This is a genomic window from Candidatus Zixiibacteriota bacterium (genome assembly GCA_022865345.1).
GTDB lineage: Bacteria > Zixibacteria > MSB-5A5 > MSB-5A5 > RBG-16-43-9 > RBG-16-43-9.
This window is the reverse complement of record JALHSU010000244.1, coordinates 1-15,614: the sequence shown is the minus strand read 5'-3', so window position 1 is coordinate 15,614 and position 15,614 is coordinate 1. Positions and strand designations below refer to the sequence as shown.

General features: G+C 41.7%; 13 protein-coding genes and 1 tRNA gene. 9 read left to right on the top strand and 5 right to left on the bottom strand.

The features are described 5' to 3' along the window. Window positions 1-231: 231 nt before the first annotated feature. The 4 genes from MUP17_11550 (at window position 232) to MUP17_11535 (ending at window position 3,372) form a co-directional block, all read left to right on the top strand. Window positions 232-307, top strand: a tRNA-Glu gene (locus MUP17_11550). 354 nt (window positions 308-661) lie between these two features. Further along, entirely contained in the window at window positions 662-1,411 is a 750-nt protein-coding gene (locus tag MUP17_11545) for a hypothetical protein (GenBank protein MCJ7459611.1), read from the top strand. 212 nt (window positions 1,412-1,623) lie between these two features. After that, a complete protein-coding gene (locus MUP17_11540) occupies window positions 1,624-2,097 on the top strand; it encodes a peroxiredoxin (protein ID MCJ7459610.1) in 474 nt (157 codons plus the stop codon). Between the two features lie 72 nt (window positions 2,098-2,169). Next, window positions 2,170-3,372: a metallophosphoesterase gene (locus MUP17_11535; protein ID MCJ7459609.1), complete on the top strand. Its 1,203-nt coding sequence runs from the start codon at window positions 2,170-2,172 to the stop codon at window positions 3,370-3,372. A 184-nt stretch (window positions 3,373-3,556) separates the two neighbouring features. Here MUP17_11535 and MUP17_11530 read toward each other — a convergent pair whose 3' ends face one another. The 3 genes from MUP17_11530 to MUP17_11520 form a co-directional block, all read right to left on the bottom strand. Further along, entirely contained in the window at window positions 3,557-4,744 is a 1,188-nt protein-coding gene (locus MUP17_11530; GenBank protein MCJ7459608.1) for a glycosyltransferase, read from the bottom strand. Between the two features lie 186 nt (window positions 4,745-4,930). Beyond that, a complete protein-coding gene (locus tag MUP17_11525; protein MCJ7459607.1) occupies window positions 4,931-7,180 on the bottom strand; it encodes a hypothetical protein in 2,250 nt (749 codons plus the stop codon). Between the two features lie 110 nt (window positions 7,181-7,290). Next, window positions 7,291-9,084 carry a polysaccharide deacetylase family protein gene (locus MUP17_11520; protein ID MCJ7459606.1) on the bottom strand — a complete coding sequence of 598 codons (1,794 nt, stop codon included), beginning with the start codon at window positions 9,082-9,084 and terminating at the stop codon, window positions 7,291-7,293. A 333-nt stretch (window positions 9,085-9,417) separates the two neighbouring features. On the opposite strand from MUP17_11520, the gene MUP17_11515 reads away from it, so the two are divergent. The 5 genes from MUP17_11515 (at window position 9,418) to MUP17_11495 (ending at window position 14,609) form a co-directional block, all read left to right on the top strand. Beyond that, window positions 9,418-9,870, top strand: coding sequence for a ubiquinol-cytochrome c reductase iron-sulfur subunit (locus MUP17_11515; protein ID MCJ7459605.1), 453 nt, complete (start codon window positions 9,418-9,420; stop codon window positions 9,868-9,870). 1 nt (window position 9,871) lies between these two features. Beyond that, entirely contained in the window at window positions 9,872-10,615 is a 744-nt protein-coding gene (locus MUP17_11510; GenBank protein MCJ7459604.1) for a cytochrome b N-terminal domain-containing protein, read from the top strand. Between the two features lie 128 nt (window positions 10,616-10,743). Continuing rightward, on the top strand, window positions 10,744-11,271 hold the full coding sequence (locus MUP17_11505; GenBank protein ID MCJ7459603.1) for a hypothetical protein: 528 nt from the start codon (window positions 10,744-10,746) through the stop codon (window positions 11,269-11,271). Between the two features lie 2 nt (window positions 11,272-11,273). Further along, window positions 11,274-12,524: a cytochrome c3 family protein gene (locus tag MUP17_11500; protein MCJ7459602.1), complete on the top strand. Its 1,251-nt coding sequence runs from the start codon at window positions 11,274-11,276 to the stop codon at window positions 12,522-12,524. A gap of 78 nt (window positions 12,525-12,602) precedes the next feature. Continuing rightward, a complete protein-coding gene (locus tag MUP17_11495; GenBank protein MCJ7459601.1) occupies window positions 12,603-14,609 on the top strand; it encodes a NapC/NirT family cytochrome c in 2,007 nt (668 codons plus the stop codon). A 91-nt stretch (window positions 14,610-14,700) separates the two neighbouring features. Here the strand turns inward: MUP17_11495 and MUP17_11490 are convergent, their stop codons facing one another. Further along, window positions 14,701-15,381, bottom strand: coding sequence for a dockerin type I domain-containing protein (locus tag MUP17_11490; GenBank protein ID MCJ7459600.1), 681 nt, complete (start codon window positions 15,379-15,381; stop codon window positions 14,701-14,703). Beyond that, window positions 15,381-15,614, bottom strand: a 234-nt coding sequence (locus MUP17_11485) for a hypothetical protein (protein MCJ7459599.1), incomplete at its 5' end; no start/stop codon positions are given. The genes MUP17_11490 and MUP17_11485, both read right to left, overlap by 1 nt.

The following is a 15,614-nucleotide window of genomic DNA, read 5'->3' as shown; positions in this document are numbered from 1 at the left end:
GAGTTTTTTGTCAGAATTCCGGGGTTCTTTAGTGATTAATGACTGGTGGGTCAGGAGTCACTTGCTACTGAAGGTATTTATCTGTCAATTTTCGATTTTTTTCTTGCCTAATTTGAAACCATTATTATATTGTGTCCGCAGACTGGTGGATGGTTGATAGTCGATGGTCAATCCCAGATTTTTTTTGACCATAAACTATCCACCATCAGCCATTAACCAGCTTGCTCGTGCGGCGCTATCGTCTAGTGGCCCAGGACGGGTGGTTCTCAGCCATCAAACCGGGGTTCGACTCCCCGTAGCGCTACCAAGAAACTTAAGTGCCTGTCAAAAAAAGACTTGACGGGCACTTTTTTTCTCAGATTTTCTTCAAATGTTTTTTCCTATGTCACAGCGAATTTCTCCCCTTTGGTCATTTTAAAAACTTCGCCTGCAGAATTCATAGAAACTAAAGGATTAATAAAAATCACAGAAGTTATGCGAAATATAATTCTTTTTGAGAATATTTTCACAAGCTTGCACAAATAATTTTTAAAAAAATCCGTCAAATATAAACGAAGGGAAAGGAGAGAATCTGACTGAGAAGGTGCATTTGAGCTAAAGACGGGAGAAATATCAATCTAAAGGTGACGAAAACTTAAAAAAACTTAACGGGAGGTTTTTCATGTTATCATTTAAAAAGGTTGCTTTTCTTTCATTCCTGCTTGTTTTGTTTTTTGTAGTTTCTTCTGTTTTAGCCCAGACCTCAGCAGGCACTCAGCAAACTACCGGGATGAGCAAGCCTAGGTTAGAGGGTTTAAAGGAGTTCCATGAGGTTCTTCAGCCTGTCTGGCATATGGCTTATGCTGAAAAAGATTATCAGGCAATAAGGGATGCAGTTCCGGCTTTCAAGGAGAAGATGGAGTTGATTCAAAAGGCAGAGCTTCCAGGATTCTACAGAGAGAAGAAAGATGATTTCAAGAAGAAAAGAGGAGCTTTAGCCAAAGCAGTTCTGGACTTAGAAGAGAAATCAAAAGGGACTGATAATGAAGCATTACTCAAAGCAACTGAAAATCTTCACACCTGCTACGAACAACTGGTTCGGGTTTTCGCTCCCCGGGTCAAGGAATTGGAAGGTTTTCATTTAGTTCTATATCCTCTCTGGCATGAGGCTTTACCTAATAAAGATTATAAAGCGATCAAAGCTTCAACTCCTGCTCTACAGGAGAAGATGGACGTACTTATGAAGGTGGAGCTGCCTGAGAAATCCAAGGAGATCGCTCCCAAATTCACCGAGAAAAGAAAAGCTTTGAAAGCCTCAGTAGATGATCTGGTTAAGGCTTGTAACGGTAAGGATAACAAGAAGATAGAAGAAAAACTGGATAAAATGCACACTGCTTATCAGGAACTGGATGCAGTTTTCGAAGCTGAATAGGGAAATCAGAGCTTATGGTCTTTAACCCGCAGTTGTGATCGTCAGAAATATAAGGACCTGTCGACAAGGATTTGACAGGTTCTTTTTTTATCACTTTTCTTCACGGGAAATCAATTTCTGCAAATCCCCTCAAAAAGGGTTTGACAGGCATATTTTTTTGTGTATTTTTCTGATTAATCAAGAATCAAAAACCTATAAAAGTGAGGAGTAAGATGGACGAGGAAAGAAAACAAGAGATAGGCAAGCAGGCTAACGACTTTATGCTCAAAGACCAGAACGGCAAGGAATTCAAGCTGTCGTTCTTTAAGGGTAAAAAGGTTCTTCTCTCTTTCCATCCCCTGGCATGGACTGAGGTGTGCGCTAAGCAGATGAAATCGCTGGAGGATAACAAAGGTGCTCTGGACTCTTTGAACACTGTTGCCTTCGGTTTGAGCGTTGACACGGTCCCTTCAAAGAAAGCTTGGGCCGAAAGTCTGGGAATAAAGGAGACCCCGTTATTATCAGATTTCTGGCCTCACGGCGAGGTGGCAAAAGCTTACGGGATTTTCCGGGAGAGACATGGATCCTCTGAAAGGTCAAACATAATTCTGGACGAAGACCAGAAGATTATTTTCTTCAAAGTGTATGAAATAAGCAAGCTGCCGGATATAAACGAGATAATAAATTTTATCAGGAATTTTAAGTGATTACTGCAGCTGGAGTGTAAAACTTCAGTTTTACCCGGATAAACCTGTAGGTTTATACTCCAGAATAGACAAATGAATTGGGTCAGGAGCGCAAGGCTCCTGACCTACCGTTTAAAGATGAAAATAATGCACTTCCTCCTTTTTTTCATAATTGTCCTCACAATTTATGGGCTGATAAATTATTATATTTTCATTCGGGGATTGCAGGCTATTCCACACGCTTCCGCTCTCAGAATATATTACCCGATTATATTCTGGTTCGCGGTGCTCTCGTTCATTCTTGGCAGAATTATGGAAGGCTTCTGGTTTTCCAAAATCAGCCAAATTTTGATCTGGGTCGGCTCCTTCTGGTTGGGCGCCATGGTTTATTTCCTGTTAATTGTGCTGCTTTTAGATTTTTTAAGATTGCTCAACCACTGGTTCCCGCTTTTCCCAACATTTATCACGTCAAACTACGTGAGAACAAAACAGGTTGCCGCTCTGGTTGCTATCGGGGTTGTGGCGATTACAGTTTTCGTAGGTTATATTAACGCTTTGAATCCCAGAATCAGAACTCTTAATCTGACTATTCCTAAAAAAGCAAATGGCCTGAGAACGGTGAATCTTGCGGTTGTATCGGACATTCACCTGGGTACGATTGTCGGCAGCTCAAGATTTAACCGTATCGTTGATAGAATCAACCAGTTGCATCCGGATATAGTCATCTTGCCTGGAGATATAGTTGATGAGGATCTTGGTCCGGTGATCAAACAGAACTTAGGTGAGACATTGAAGAACATAAAATCTGTGTTTGGAGTAGTCGCCATCACCGGGAATCACGAATATATTGGAGGCGTTGAAAAAGCCTGTAAGTATCTGGCTGATCATAATGTCTTAATGTTGAGGGACAGCATCTTGAAAGTGAATAACAGTTTTTACCTTGTGGGAAGAGAGGACAGATCGATAAAAGGATTTACTGGCAAGCAGCGTAAGCCTCTGGAAAAACTAATGGCGCAGGTCGACAAAAGTTATCCCATTATTCTGCTTGACCACCAGCCGCTTAACCTGTCGCAAGCAGTGGTAAGCGGCGCAGATCTCCAGATCTCCGGGCATACTCATCACGGTCAAATCTGGCCGTTGACTTACATAACTGACTTGATTTATGAAGTGAGCTGTGGCTATAAGAAAAAAGGGAATACTCAGATTTACGTCTCCTCCGGTGCTGGCACCTGGGGTCCACCGATACGCATTGGGACCATCCCTGAAATTGTGAATATTAAGCTGAGCTTTCAATAACTGGAGTTTGAAGCTTCAGCTTCACATGCTGGGCAGGAGTTGAACTCCGGCCTCAGCAGTGATGACTACAGGCTTTTCCCTGATAAACCTAAAGGTTTATACTCCAGTCCATCGTTTGGAGTGTAAAGCTTCAGCTTTACCATTTGGCCATGAGAGTTAGAGCATTTCATTCCTAACGCCTGGTCTAAAGGGGTTCCAATTCAGTATATCTTCTCAGCTTGAATTTGGACCCGCGCCATTCGACTGAGGTTTTGAAAAAAGGTGAAAACCAGATTATCCCTATCAGGAGGTCTTTTAGTGGAACCAGAAGATATGAGAAAAATCCTGCTTGCGTCTGGATGAGTTTTCCTTGAGTCGATTCAACTATTATCTTGAAAATGCTGATCGCTACAAGAACCTTAAGGGAAAAAGCAGAAAATAAGGAAATAAAACAAAGGAGCGTAGCAAACAGGACCGGGTTGACCATAAGCTCAGAGAGGTACCCTATTCCACCTAACTGCACGCGCATCTGGGACCAGCGCACGTTTCGTTTGAAGAATCTTACCAGGGTTCTCTGACTGGTGTTGCTGGTGATCAGGCAAGGGGAAAGGATTACTTTTTTCCCAAAACGTTCGAACTTCTTTTGCAAAATCTGGTCTTCTGCCAGGAAATTTTTTATACTGGGAAAACCACCCATTTTCTCTATTTCAGCTTTTCTAAATAGGATGGATTTACCAGTAATACAGGTATAATCGAAGAAATGATAAAGAAAACAGGTTCCTCCCAAAACAAAAAAGTTTAAATTCAGATTTTCCAGGATCGAGCCTAAGGAACTATTTCCTTTTCCCCGGATCAGATTGGTTACAATCCCAACTTTCAGGTCTTCAATCAAAGTGGTCAAGTCACGAAGATAATTCTTCTCCACACGAACGTCTGCATCGCTTATCAGGATTAAATCATAAGAGGCTTTATTCATCCCCCGGATGAGGTTCCTGACCTTTGGATTATAACCCGGATGGCTATCCTCAGTGGCAATTTTAATTTTCGCTTGCGGGCATTCAGTTTGAAGTTCCTTTACCACCTGAAGCGCCGGGTCTTCTTTTTTTTCCACACAGAAGATTAGCTCGTATTCCGGATAATCCAGATTGCAGAAAGTGGCAAGATTTCCTTTTAGCTCCGGAGAGATTCCCTGCAGCGGTTTTAAGATGGAAACAGGAGGGGTATTCACTTTGCCCTGTGCGGGGAGAATCGATTTTTTGGTCATGCTGAAGACGCTGTAGAGGATAAGCAAACAGCAAAAACAGGTGATGAGGATTAAGATGAAAAGGATTGAATTTATTAGGCTCAAGTCGCTTAGATAATTGGCTGAGATTAGAACTCTGGCGTCGGGCATGAAACCCTACGCTCCATTTTGACAATCCGTCACTGTGCCGACCAGGTCCCCTGACCTGGTCGGAAAATCGTTTCCATTTTTTCCCCTTGGGTCAGTCCGACTCAGGCGGTTTTGTTAATTTATCTTAAGATTTCAAAAAGTCAAGGGGGTAAAGATGAAATCTGTAGTTTGCGGATGGATAGAGCTTCATGCGAGGTCGTTTCTAAGCCTACCTACAAACTTACTAATATCCTCTTTACTTAGCTGGCAAAGTAACTCATCTTCAAAAGTCAAATGTGGCCTGTTTAGCTTTAAATCGACAGGATCGATTTGGAGTAACTCATTAAACAGAAGAGCCTTATGTTCAGGATATTTTTTACAGCACTCAATCCAGAATTTATCTTTGATCTGCTTTAAAAAATTAGTATAAACTTCTTCAGAACCATCAAAAATACATAAATATGCGGCTTTTTCAAGAATACGGATAGGGTCGAAACCTTGATCCCACTTCTGTTTTTCCAAGAATGAATTGGCAATCGAAACGATGATATTTATAACTTCATTCAATTCTTTTACGAGAGAAAGTTTATTGAATTCACTTCCAATTTTCAATAAGTTCCAAAGTATTTGATCTTCGTAGCTTTTGGTTATCTCCTTATGATATTCATAAATTCTCCAGTAGACTGAAATGATCCAATTGATATCGTTAAGAATTTCCTTTTTTTGTTCCTGATTCAAAATATCCATCTGATACAGTTTCAATAGAATAGTTGTAATATGTTCAAGATTTGCATCTATATAATGAATGAGAAAGGATTCTTTTTCTGCAGCATATCTTGATAATTCATCATAGAAATTCCAAACATCGCCTCCAAAGTCTATTATCTTTTTAATAAACTGCTTTTTGTCTTGATTGGAAGTTTTGGGATCCTGAATTTTGTTATAAATCTCATCAAAAATATAAGGTATAGCTGTCCGTTTTGACAGAACTACAAAATCACCTATAGAAAACTCCATTTCTACTAATACAATACCTATTTCTTTCATTCTGACATACGAACCGATTATATATTGTGCCTTCTCCAATATTCTTTTTGATAACAACTGATGGTCAATATTTTTATTATAAAGAATAGCTCTTAATAGGATGCTGTAGGCCTTTATTGGACTTGCTATCAGATAGCTTGTATTCGGTAGTAATCCATATATGGCAATCTCAGATAGATATTCAAAAATCAGGTTGGTATCTGTTGCAGAGCCTTTTGCAATAAGAACTTGACCAATAGTTCTTAATCTATTGGAACCTTGTATTCCCATGTCAATCAGCCCAGCATTTAAACCTTCTAGAATATTCTGCTTCAGATATCCTGTAGTAAGCATGCAATGACTATATTCATTCAACGGATTAGTTCTATAACGTATTTCTGTACATTTAATAGCTATTTGGAAGAAGCAATCCACAATCTGTTTTGAAATTTCGAAATCTTTTTCTTTAGACGCAGTTCGTTGAATTGTGGTTAACTTCTCTAAAATCCCTTCTAAAAAATCGTCGTGGGAATAATCAAGTTCTTGTATTATCGAAGATGGAAAGAAAGTCCCGTTTTTTACCTCTACGTATCTATGAACAAGTGAATATATCCTATAAAAACCTCTGTCAGTAACTTGATAGTCCTTGCGTTTTTGATAGGTTTGTATAAGAGCATAAATCTGGTTCAAACAGTTTTTGACTCGATCAAACAAGTTTGGAAGGCCAAATAATACACGCGTTCTTAGTAAATCCCTTTGCTCCTCTTTACTGCGATTCTCAATATCGCTTTCTGGACCTGGACGAACAACTTTTGCTTTAATCAATGCATCTATATGCTTATCGATTTTATTAAGCGACTTAGTACCTTTGATATGATAATAGTCTATTAGGTAAATGGGATTGACAAGATCTGCAGTATGGCTGTACTGCTTTCGTAGTAAGTAAAAAATTAAGATTAAAAAGAAGAACCCAAGAATTACTTCATAAATCAGAAGCGAATCGATAGGAAATAAGGCGAATAGAAAAAATGCAAAGGTAATAAAAGCAATGATCAAAAAAATAGCCCTGTTAACCTTACCCTTTAAAGAAGTTCTTAAAATAGTTGGGGTATGTTTATCAGCAGCCTGTTGTATCGCGAAAAGTGACAGTGAAAACGTAATCGCAAGAACAGTAAGTACAGATGCCCCAAGTGTCATAAAAAGAGATGAGAAAAAGCCAGTGGAATTACCGTTAGAATCTATGTTTAATCTAATAAAGTATGCCTTAATTTGTCCATAATATTTGTTGAGTATGTAAAATGAAATAACTAAAAAGATTACAATGAGTACTGATACCAAAACACGTCTTATAAGTGGAAAAATTAGATAAATCCTATTTTTGATGATTAACCATTTTTTAGAGAAAAATGGAGCCAGGTCTGATATCTTCATTTTCAGTGAGTTTTTCAAAGTTGTTATTTGCCTATATTTTTTGCATTTTTCATTATCAACTTTTTCTACAAGAAAGCTACCTAATCCTCTATTTGTCAAGAATAAATTGGCTAAGTATTTTCTTTAATTTGATTTATTTTCTTCTCTTTCCTCTTCCAGAAATTATAACGGCCGCTTACTTTTCGCCTGAAGCTTCTTTTGCCTGTTTTGGGGAAGAGGAGAATCCTTCTTATTTCATACCAGTCCACATCCAGGGCTGCCGAACCTGAATCTGTGGCTATTCCAAATTTATAGCCCGCTTGTTTGACGAATTCTTTTAAATTCTGGTTCAGCTTTCCATAAGGATAGGCAAAAGTTATCACTTCATCTTGTATAATTTCTTCTATTTTCTTTTTGGATTCAAAAATTTCCTTTTTTGCTGCTTCGAGCGGGATTTTGGTCAAGTCTGAATGGGTCAGGGTATGGGAGCCAAATTCTATTCCGTGTTTTTTCATCTCCAAGATTTCTCCTTTTGAAAGCAATCTCACTTCCGGCTCAGAGGATTCGGCCCTGTCCCATTCGTTTGTCTGTTTGTCAGCCACCAGGAAAACCGTGGCTTTGAACCCGTATTTTCTCAATATCGGAAAAGCGACCCGGTAATTGTCCTCATACCCATCATCAAAAGTCAGAAAAATATATTTTCCATATTTTTTTTGCTCTTCGGTTAAATTGGCATAATCTCTGAAGGTCAGGGTGACGAACCATTTCTTTTTCAGATACTCCATCTGCCAGTCGAAGTTTTCTCTGGTTACATAAATTCCATGCCTTCCAGCTTCGGATGAACTTTCAACTACTCTATGATAGGCGAGGATAGGTATTTCTTTCTTTTTCTTGTAAGCGATCAATTTCCGGTAGATGGATTCAATTCTTTTTCCCACCTTTTCGATGTCGAATTGTTCCTGGATGATCGCCTTTAGACCTGAATCATCAGGTTTTTCTTTGAGAGCATAGATTAGATCTGCTCTGATTTTCCCATAATCGAAAGAAGGGGTTTTGGCGATGTCTCCAAAATTGCTTTTTAAGGCTTCGGATATATTCTCTCTGGTAACCAGCCCGATTGAACAGGATTCCCCGACAGCAATAGTTGGAACTCCGAGGGCAAGGCTGGAGATGGCAATTCTGCCAGACCCGATGACGACTTGAGATTTGCTGATTTGATGTAAAATGTCTTCTTTGAATCCCAGGAAGTTTATTTCAGGATTGGTTCTGGATAGTTTTTTGAACCTTTCTGGTGCGGGGCTACCTCCAATTACGTTGACTTTTATTCCCGGGACATTTGATAAAACTTCTTTTATTATCTGATAAGCGACCTCTCCTTTTGGACCAGACAATCTTCCGATAAGTGAGACTAAGTTTTCCTCAGGTTTTATCTCTGCACATTTTTTGAATTCCTCAAAATCAAAACCGTTTCTGATAACCTCGATTTTTTTCTCCTTCACACCTAAGTCCTCGACTAGATGGTCTTTTATGTTTTCGCAGACGGCGATTATGTAATTGCCAAATCCCTTCAAGATTTTTCTAGAGAGGTGTAGATGCTGCCTCCCATGGACAGTGGTAATAAGAGGTATTCCACAAATCCTGGAGGCGAAGAAGCTAACCCAGCCAGAAGCACGGGAAAAGGCGTGAAGAATGTCGACATCTTTTTCTTTTATTAACCTGGAAAGCAGGTATATATGCTTGAGCCGGTTCGGAAAGGACCTGTGGTTCAGATCCATTTTCAGGTATTGGGCAGAGGTCTTAAGAGTCAGGGTATCAGATACGATTGTGACCGTATGACCGCGCCTGATAAGATAGTCAGCCAGAGAGACTGCGTAGGCTTCAGCTCCGGTTACTTCAAGCTGGGATAAGATTAAGGCGATGTTCATTTGTTCAAGTCCCAATTTATTTTGATCTAAAGGGTATGAAAATAAATAGAAAAAATCAATAATAATTCATCAATCTGATAAAAACTGTGGAGGTTAGTTCTCTTTTTTGAGACCAGTCGAGGCATCAAGACAGGTGAGCTTGCAGTTATGGAAGATGCGAAGTCTGCTGACCAACCGTTTTAACAATGCGTTCTGGAGTAACAAAATCGTAAAAGTATAAAATAGTTAAACTTTTTTGCTTGACAAATTCTTGTTTTTTAATATAATGTCTACTTAAGTTGTCCTGATTGTGAAAAAAGTAACAAGGATGGATCGAAAAGAGAGTTTAAATCGATGGATCTAAAAGACGAAAAGAAGATCTCCCGCAGGACTTTTCTGGATTATGCGCTTGGTGGCTCTATAGTTGTGTCTGCTCTGGCAGTTCTGGGCTCGATTTTCACCTACGTTTATCCCCCGAGGAAGGAAGGGGGAGCGGAAAAGGCGGAAAAGGTAGAGGCGGGACCAGTGGGTGATTTACCTGTCGGAAAAGCCAAGCCGGTGGTCTATCAGGGGAAAAACGTTATGGTGATGCACGTTCAGGCAGGATTTTTTGCGGTGGATATGAAATGCACTCATTTAGGATGTATGGTGGAATGGGAAACCGATTCGCAAACTTTAAAATGCCCTTGTCATGCCGCATTTTTCGATTATCAGGGCAAGGTGATCTCAGGACCCGCACCCAAGCCTTTGCCTCAATATAAAGTTGAGGTAGCAAAAGACGTAATCTATGTCGCAGGATTAGCTTAAAATGGATCAGAAGGAAAAGAATTTAGGTCCGAAGATAAGACGCTGGACCGAAGAGCGGTTGAATTTAAGGCAAATGGTGGGGGTGCTCTTAGATATATTCCCGGTAATCTACGGAGAGCTGGATCAAAGGCTGGATGTTAAAGAAGGTCTGCAGAAACTTCTCAAGAAACCGGTTCCAAAGAGACTCAACTTTCTGTACTGTTTCGGCGGGATGACTTTCCTGTTATTTGTCATCCAGGTTGTTACCGGAATCCTCTTGGCCATCTACTACAAACCATCCGCTGCAGACGCCTATACCAGCGTGAAATTCATCACCAATACGGTTCCTCTGGGATGGCTGATAAGACAGATTCATGCCTGGGGCGCAAACCTGATGATAATAACGGTTTTAATCCATATGGGCCGGGTCTATTTCCACGGAGCCTTCAAAAACCCCAGGGAGTTAAACTGGATGGTGGGCGTGGTTCTACTTGCTCTGACTATGGGTTTTGGATTTACCGGCTATCTGCTTCCCTGGGACCAGAAGTCGTTCTGGGGAACTACCATAGGAACTGAGGTGGCAGGCGGTGTGCCCTTAATCGGCAGCTATCTTCTGGTACTGTTAAGAGGCAGCCAGAACGTAACCGGTGACACCCTGACCCGTTTCTATTCCGTGCACGTTCTCATTCTCCCTTGGATAACTGCCATGTTCTTAGCAGTTCATTTCGCTATGATCAAAAGGCAGGGAGTGGCAAAGCCTCTGTAAAAAAGACGGGAAAAGTGGGACGTAAGACGTGAGACGAAAAGACTGGAGTATAAAGCTTTAGCTTTATCTTTGTAAAGCTTATGCAAGGGTAAACCTGAAGATGTACACTCCAAAAATACTCAATAATTATGGAAGAAGAATTAAATAAAAAGAATGAAGAAGAGACAGAAGAAGGGAAACCTTTTTTTCCGAACCATCTCTTAAAAGAGGTTATCGTTGCCTTTCTTCTCTTCGGGGTTCTGCTTTCCCTGGCAGTGCTTTTCTCTTTCGGCCTGGAGGAAAAGGCAAACCCGTTCCAGACCCCTGAGGGGATCAAGCCGGAATGGTATTTTCTGGCAGGGTACCAGCTTCTCAAATACGTGCCCAAGATCCTGGGAATTCTGGGAATAGGAATTGCCCTCATAATCCTTCTATTAATCCCCTTCATAGAGAAAAAGCCGGACAGAGAACCTTCTAAAAGAAGGTTAGCCTGGTCTATCGGGATAATCGTCATAATTTTCGCATTCATCTTTGGCTTTCTCGGATATATCTCTGAATCGACCCGGACAATTCTGGGAAAGAAATATCATTTCGATCTGAAAGGGATACCTCATAAAGTTGAACCGGTAAAAAAGGAAGGCGGTTCTCAAAAAGTTGAGGAGCCGAAAAACAAGTGAAAATGAAACTTTTTAAAGTAATCAGCCTGATCATATTTGCGGTCTTACTTTTTCCTGCCCTAACTTTTTCCATAGATTTAGAGTCTTATTCCTGTATGGTCTGCCACGGGGAGAAGAAAGTCGAATACCTGAAAAGCATACATTTTGACAAAGGTATCCTCTGCACTGACTGTCACGGCGGAGATCCGAATAGTTTAGACCCGGAAGTCTCGATGTCCTCCAGAGCAGGGTTCAAGGGGAAGCCTTCCAAAAAGGAATTAGTCCTCTTATGCGGCAATTGTCACGCGGACAAAAAGAAGATGAGGCAGTATGGCATCTTGACTGACCAATTAGAATATTATCGAACCAGTCAGCACGGGATAGCTCTTTTTGAAAAGAACGATGCCAATGTGGCCGGCTGCGTAGACTGCCATGGCAGCCATACCATCACCTCAATCAAAGACCCTCTGAATAAGGTCTTCCCGGTTAACCTTCCGAAGACCTGTGCGGTTTGCCATTCAAACAAAAAGCTGATGGGAGAATATAAACTTCCTTATAATACCTTGGAGGAATATGCCTCTGGAGTTCACGGCAAAGCTCTTTTGGAAAAGAATGACAGGTCAGCTCCCACCTGTGCAAGCTGTCATGGAAACCACGGGGCAGCTCCCCCTGGAGTTTCAGAGGTTGGGAACGTGTGCGGAAAATGCCATATCAATTCGGAAACCTATTTTGCCAAGAGCCCTCATTTTGAAGCGATGCAGAAGAAGAAAATGTCTCAGTGTACTTCCTGTCACAGTAATCATGCTATCCAGTATCCTGATCTGTCGATGTTTGATAACACCTGCTCCAAATGCCATGATACCAGCTCTGGTGCCTACAAGAGAGGCCAGCAGATAAAAGCCTTGATCTTGGAAGCAGACGATCAGATCGATAAAGCCAAGGGACTAATCAGGAAGGCAAAAGCCAAAGGGCAGGATATATCAGAATATGAGACTCAGTTAGAACAAGCGAACACTGATATGCTGCAGGTGGAGCCAGTATCCCATACTCTGCTCCTGTCTGAGGTGGAGCCAGTTACCAATGGTGCAAGGAGCGTGGCCGGAGACATAACCTCATCCGTCCATAATTATCTGGAATCGCTGCGCATGAGAAGAGTAGGCTTAGGTATAGTCTGGCTTTTCATCTTTTTTGTGGTGGTGGTTCTTTATCTGAAGGTAAAAAGGGCAGATGAGGAATATGAATTGGAAAAGGAAAAAGAAAAAGGGAAAGCTTAGTCTCCCAGAGATGTTTTGAATTTTGAAACCGGCATTCTTTAAGGAAAAGGGTGTCGGTTTTATTCCATACAGGCAACAATGAAATTAGATTTCTTCAAAAAAGAGAAATTCAAAAGGACAATGGTCAGGCTGGTCAAGATCATGATAGTCCTGGTGGTTTTCGGGATAATCCTTACCTTCATCGGAGTGGAATATACTGCCAAACCAAAGTTCTGCATCACCTGCCATTATATGCAGCCCTATTATGATGGCTGGAAGACCTCTACCCATAATAGGGTCCCCTGTGTGGATTGCCATTATCCACCTGGTGTGCAGAATGAGCTGAGAGGCAAATTCGAAGCAATAGTCTCGGTAGCGAAATATATGACCGGAACTTATGGAAAGAGCAGGCCCTGGGTGGAAATTTCTGACCAGAGCTGCTTAAGGCCGGACTGTCACGAAAGAAGGCTACTTCAGGGGAAAGTGAGCTTCGGGAACATCCTGTTTGACCATACCCCGCATCTATCTGAGATGAAAAGGGGTAAAAAACTGCGCTGCACCAGTTGTCATTCCCAGATTGTCCAGAGGGTCCATATGACCGTTACCACCAACACCTGTTTTCTCTGTCATTTCAAGGAAGTGAAAGGCGAGAAACCTCTGGGCGGGTGTCCTTCCTGTCACGGCGCCCCGACCTCAGTGGTGGAATATCAGGGAGTAAAATTCGACCATCAGGAAGGGGTCAAATTAGGAATAGACTGTATGAAATGCCATCTCCAGGTGGTTCAGGGAGAGGGTAACGTGTCTAAAGAAAAGTGCTTTAACTGTCATACTGAGCCTGAACGTCTGGAAAAATATAATGACGTTTTGCTTATGCATATGTATCACGTGACTAAGCACAAGGTCGATTGCCTCAGGTGCCACGACGAGATCAAACATAAGATGGTTTCGATGGCTCAGACTATAGAAGTGGATTGCAATTCCTGCCATCCCGGGCATCATGCCGCACAAAAGGAGCTTTTCTTGGGCACGGGTGGAACAGGGACGGAGCAAATGCCGGATCCTATGTTTTTGATGAGAGTGAGCTGCACTGGATGTCATATTTCTCATAAAGGAGATCAGCTCAAAGGAACAAGCGCGTTCGCCTCACCGGCTGCCTGTGTTTCCTGCCACGGAGGAAATTACGGACAGATTTTAGAGGAATGGAAGAAGGTCATAGGTCAAGGGCTTTCTCAAATGATACCGGCTTTGAATCGAGCAGAGAACGAGCTGAAGGTAACACAGAAGAAAGGTGAGGCTTATCTGAAAAGCAAATCGTTAATTGAGGAGGCTAAGGGAAATATAGATTTGGTCAGAGAGGGTAAAGGAGTCCACAATGTGAAATATTCTATCCAGCTTCTGCAGGTTGCCAACCAAAAGTTGAAAGAAGGGATGAAGGCAATAGGCTCCAGCTATCAGGTTCCAGTTTTATCTTTACCCTCGATTACTCCCAAATCGGAATGTTACAGCTGTCACCTGGGGATAGAGACCAAGACAGGAACAGCTTTTGGCAGGACTTTCTCTCATCAGGTACATCTGGTCAAGGCAAATCTTCCCTGTGTGAACTGTCATTCCAACCAGAGGAAACATGGAGAGCTAATCTTGTCTGCTGAAAGCTGCAATAACTGCCACCACAACAAAAGGCAGGACTGCGAAAGCTGTCATCCGGTTCAGGAAGCTTTCCGTAAAGGTACCAGGGTCTTAGATTACCAGCCTATAGCTCCTTTGATGCCGGATTTGGGATGTCGTGATTGTCACACCGAGATAAAATTCAACCAGACCGCAGAGATAGTCCGGAGCGTGTGCACGAACTGTCACGAGAAAGATTACGTCCAGATGCTGGATGATAAGCAGAAAGAGATTAAGGATGAGTTAATAAAGATTAACGAGTTCGTCTTGCAGGAAAGGAAGAAAGAGAAATTGACCTCTGAACAGAAAAAGGGGATAGAATATATCCAGGAAAGACTGGATTTATTGGAAAAGGATAAAAGCTTCGGCGGACATAACCAGAATTTGGATGATAAGATGATTCAGGATATAAGTGCGAAGATGAAAGAGTTGGGGGGATAGAGTTTATTTAATAGAGACAGGGTTTCTTCATCTCAATAACTTGGGCAAGGGAACCTCGCCCCTACAGCAAACTACAAACTCTAAACTGCTTTCAGCAACCCGGCTTTGGGCCGAATTTGAACAGGTAGTTGATCAAGTAGATCACGTCAGCAACAGTCACTTGACCATCACAATTACAATCTGCGACCTGAAGTGGAACAGGTGCAGGGCCTCCTTTGAACAGATAATTCACTATATATACGACGTCTGCGACCGTTATCTTCTGGTCTGCGTTAGCGTCACCATAGGAACGTCCAACTAAGATTACGCCATTCTTGACGACCACTGTATCATACTGAAGGTCGTTTGTAACAGCGGTCACATCTGATATAGATATCATAGAATAGGCGTTGGTGGTTTGGGAGGTAACATCAAAATAGAGATTGAAGATGATGCCGGAATCAGCGGGTAAACTTGCACCGCTATAATCGAACACGACAAGGGATGCTTTTCCGGTAGAGAACTCATAATAACCGGTCCCAGACTGTCCTGATAATCTGGAAGCGGCTTCGATCCTATTTAGATTAAGTAGCGAGGAATTAAAATTCAGGCCAAATTCGAATCCAGCATAGGGTTTTGTATTATTCAGAGAAACTTTGATCAAAACCGCTGTATCTCCCGGGGTTGCGTACTTATTTGAAACAACAATTGATGAACCGTACAATGGGACTGCATAAATTACAAACAATACTAATCCCAGAAGAATTGCTTTTTTAAGTATTCTCATCTCCATCACCTTCTTTCTCCTAATATTTTAAGACCGTTATATGTGTAAATCGTTCCTGCACCACCTGCCGTGCTGCCACCGTAAGCAGGACTCCCTCCCTGCACCTTCAGTGTCCAGCCATCTATACTCCCGGTCTGCCAGCGTATCGCTATCCTACCTCCTGCTCCGCCACCGGAATAATTCGTAAACCAGCTATTATCTGCATTACCACCATTGGCCTGCACTGTACCTGTCCCACT

Bases quoted from the DNA above. Each gene is read 5' to 3' on its own strand.
- MUP17_11520 (MCJ7459606.1), bottom strand. From the start codon at position 9,084: ATGAACATCGCCTTAATCTTATCCCAGCTTGAAGTAACCGGAGCTGAA.
- MUP17_11545 (MCJ7459611.1), top strand. From the start codon at position 662: ATGTTATCATTTAAAAAGGTTGCTTTTCTTTCATTCCTGCTTGTTTTG.
- MUP17_11535 (MCJ7459609.1), top strand. From the start codon at position 2,170: ATGAATTGGGTCAGGAGCGCAAGGCTCCTGACCTACCGTTTAAAGATG.
- MUP17_11525 (MCJ7459607.1), bottom strand. From the start codon at position 7,180: ATGAAGATATCAGACCTGGCTCCATTTTTCTCTAAAAAATGGTTAATC.
- MUP17_11490 (MCJ7459600.1), bottom strand. From the start codon at position 15,381: ATGGAGATGAGAATACTTAAAAAAGCAATTCTTCTGGGATTAGTATTG.
- MUP17_11510 (MCJ7459604.1), top strand. From the start codon at position 9,872: ATGGATCAGAAGGAAAAGAATTTAGGTCCGAAGATAAGACGCTGGACC.
- MUP17_11530 (MCJ7459608.1), bottom strand. From the start codon at position 4,744: ATGCCCGACGCCAGAGTTCTAATCTCAGCCAATTATCTAAGCGACTTG.
- MUP17_11500 (MCJ7459602.1), top strand. From the start codon at position 11,274: ATGAAACTTTTTAAAGTAATCAGCCTGATCATATTTGCGGTCTTACTT.
- MUP17_11515 (MCJ7459605.1), top strand. From the start codon at position 9,418: ATGGATCTAAAAGACGAAAAGAAGATCTCCCGCAGGACTTTTCTGGAT.
- MUP17_11495 (MCJ7459601.1), top strand. From the start codon at position 12,603: ATGAAATTAGATTTCTTCAAAAAAGAGAAATTCAAAAGGACAATGGTC.
- MUP17_11505 (MCJ7459603.1), top strand. From the start codon at position 10,744: ATGGAAGAAGAATTAAATAAAAAGAATGAAGAAGAGACAGAAGAAGGG.
- MUP17_11540 (MCJ7459610.1), top strand. From the start codon at position 1,624: ATGGACGAGGAAAGAAAACAAGAGATAGGCAAGCAGGCTAACGACTTT.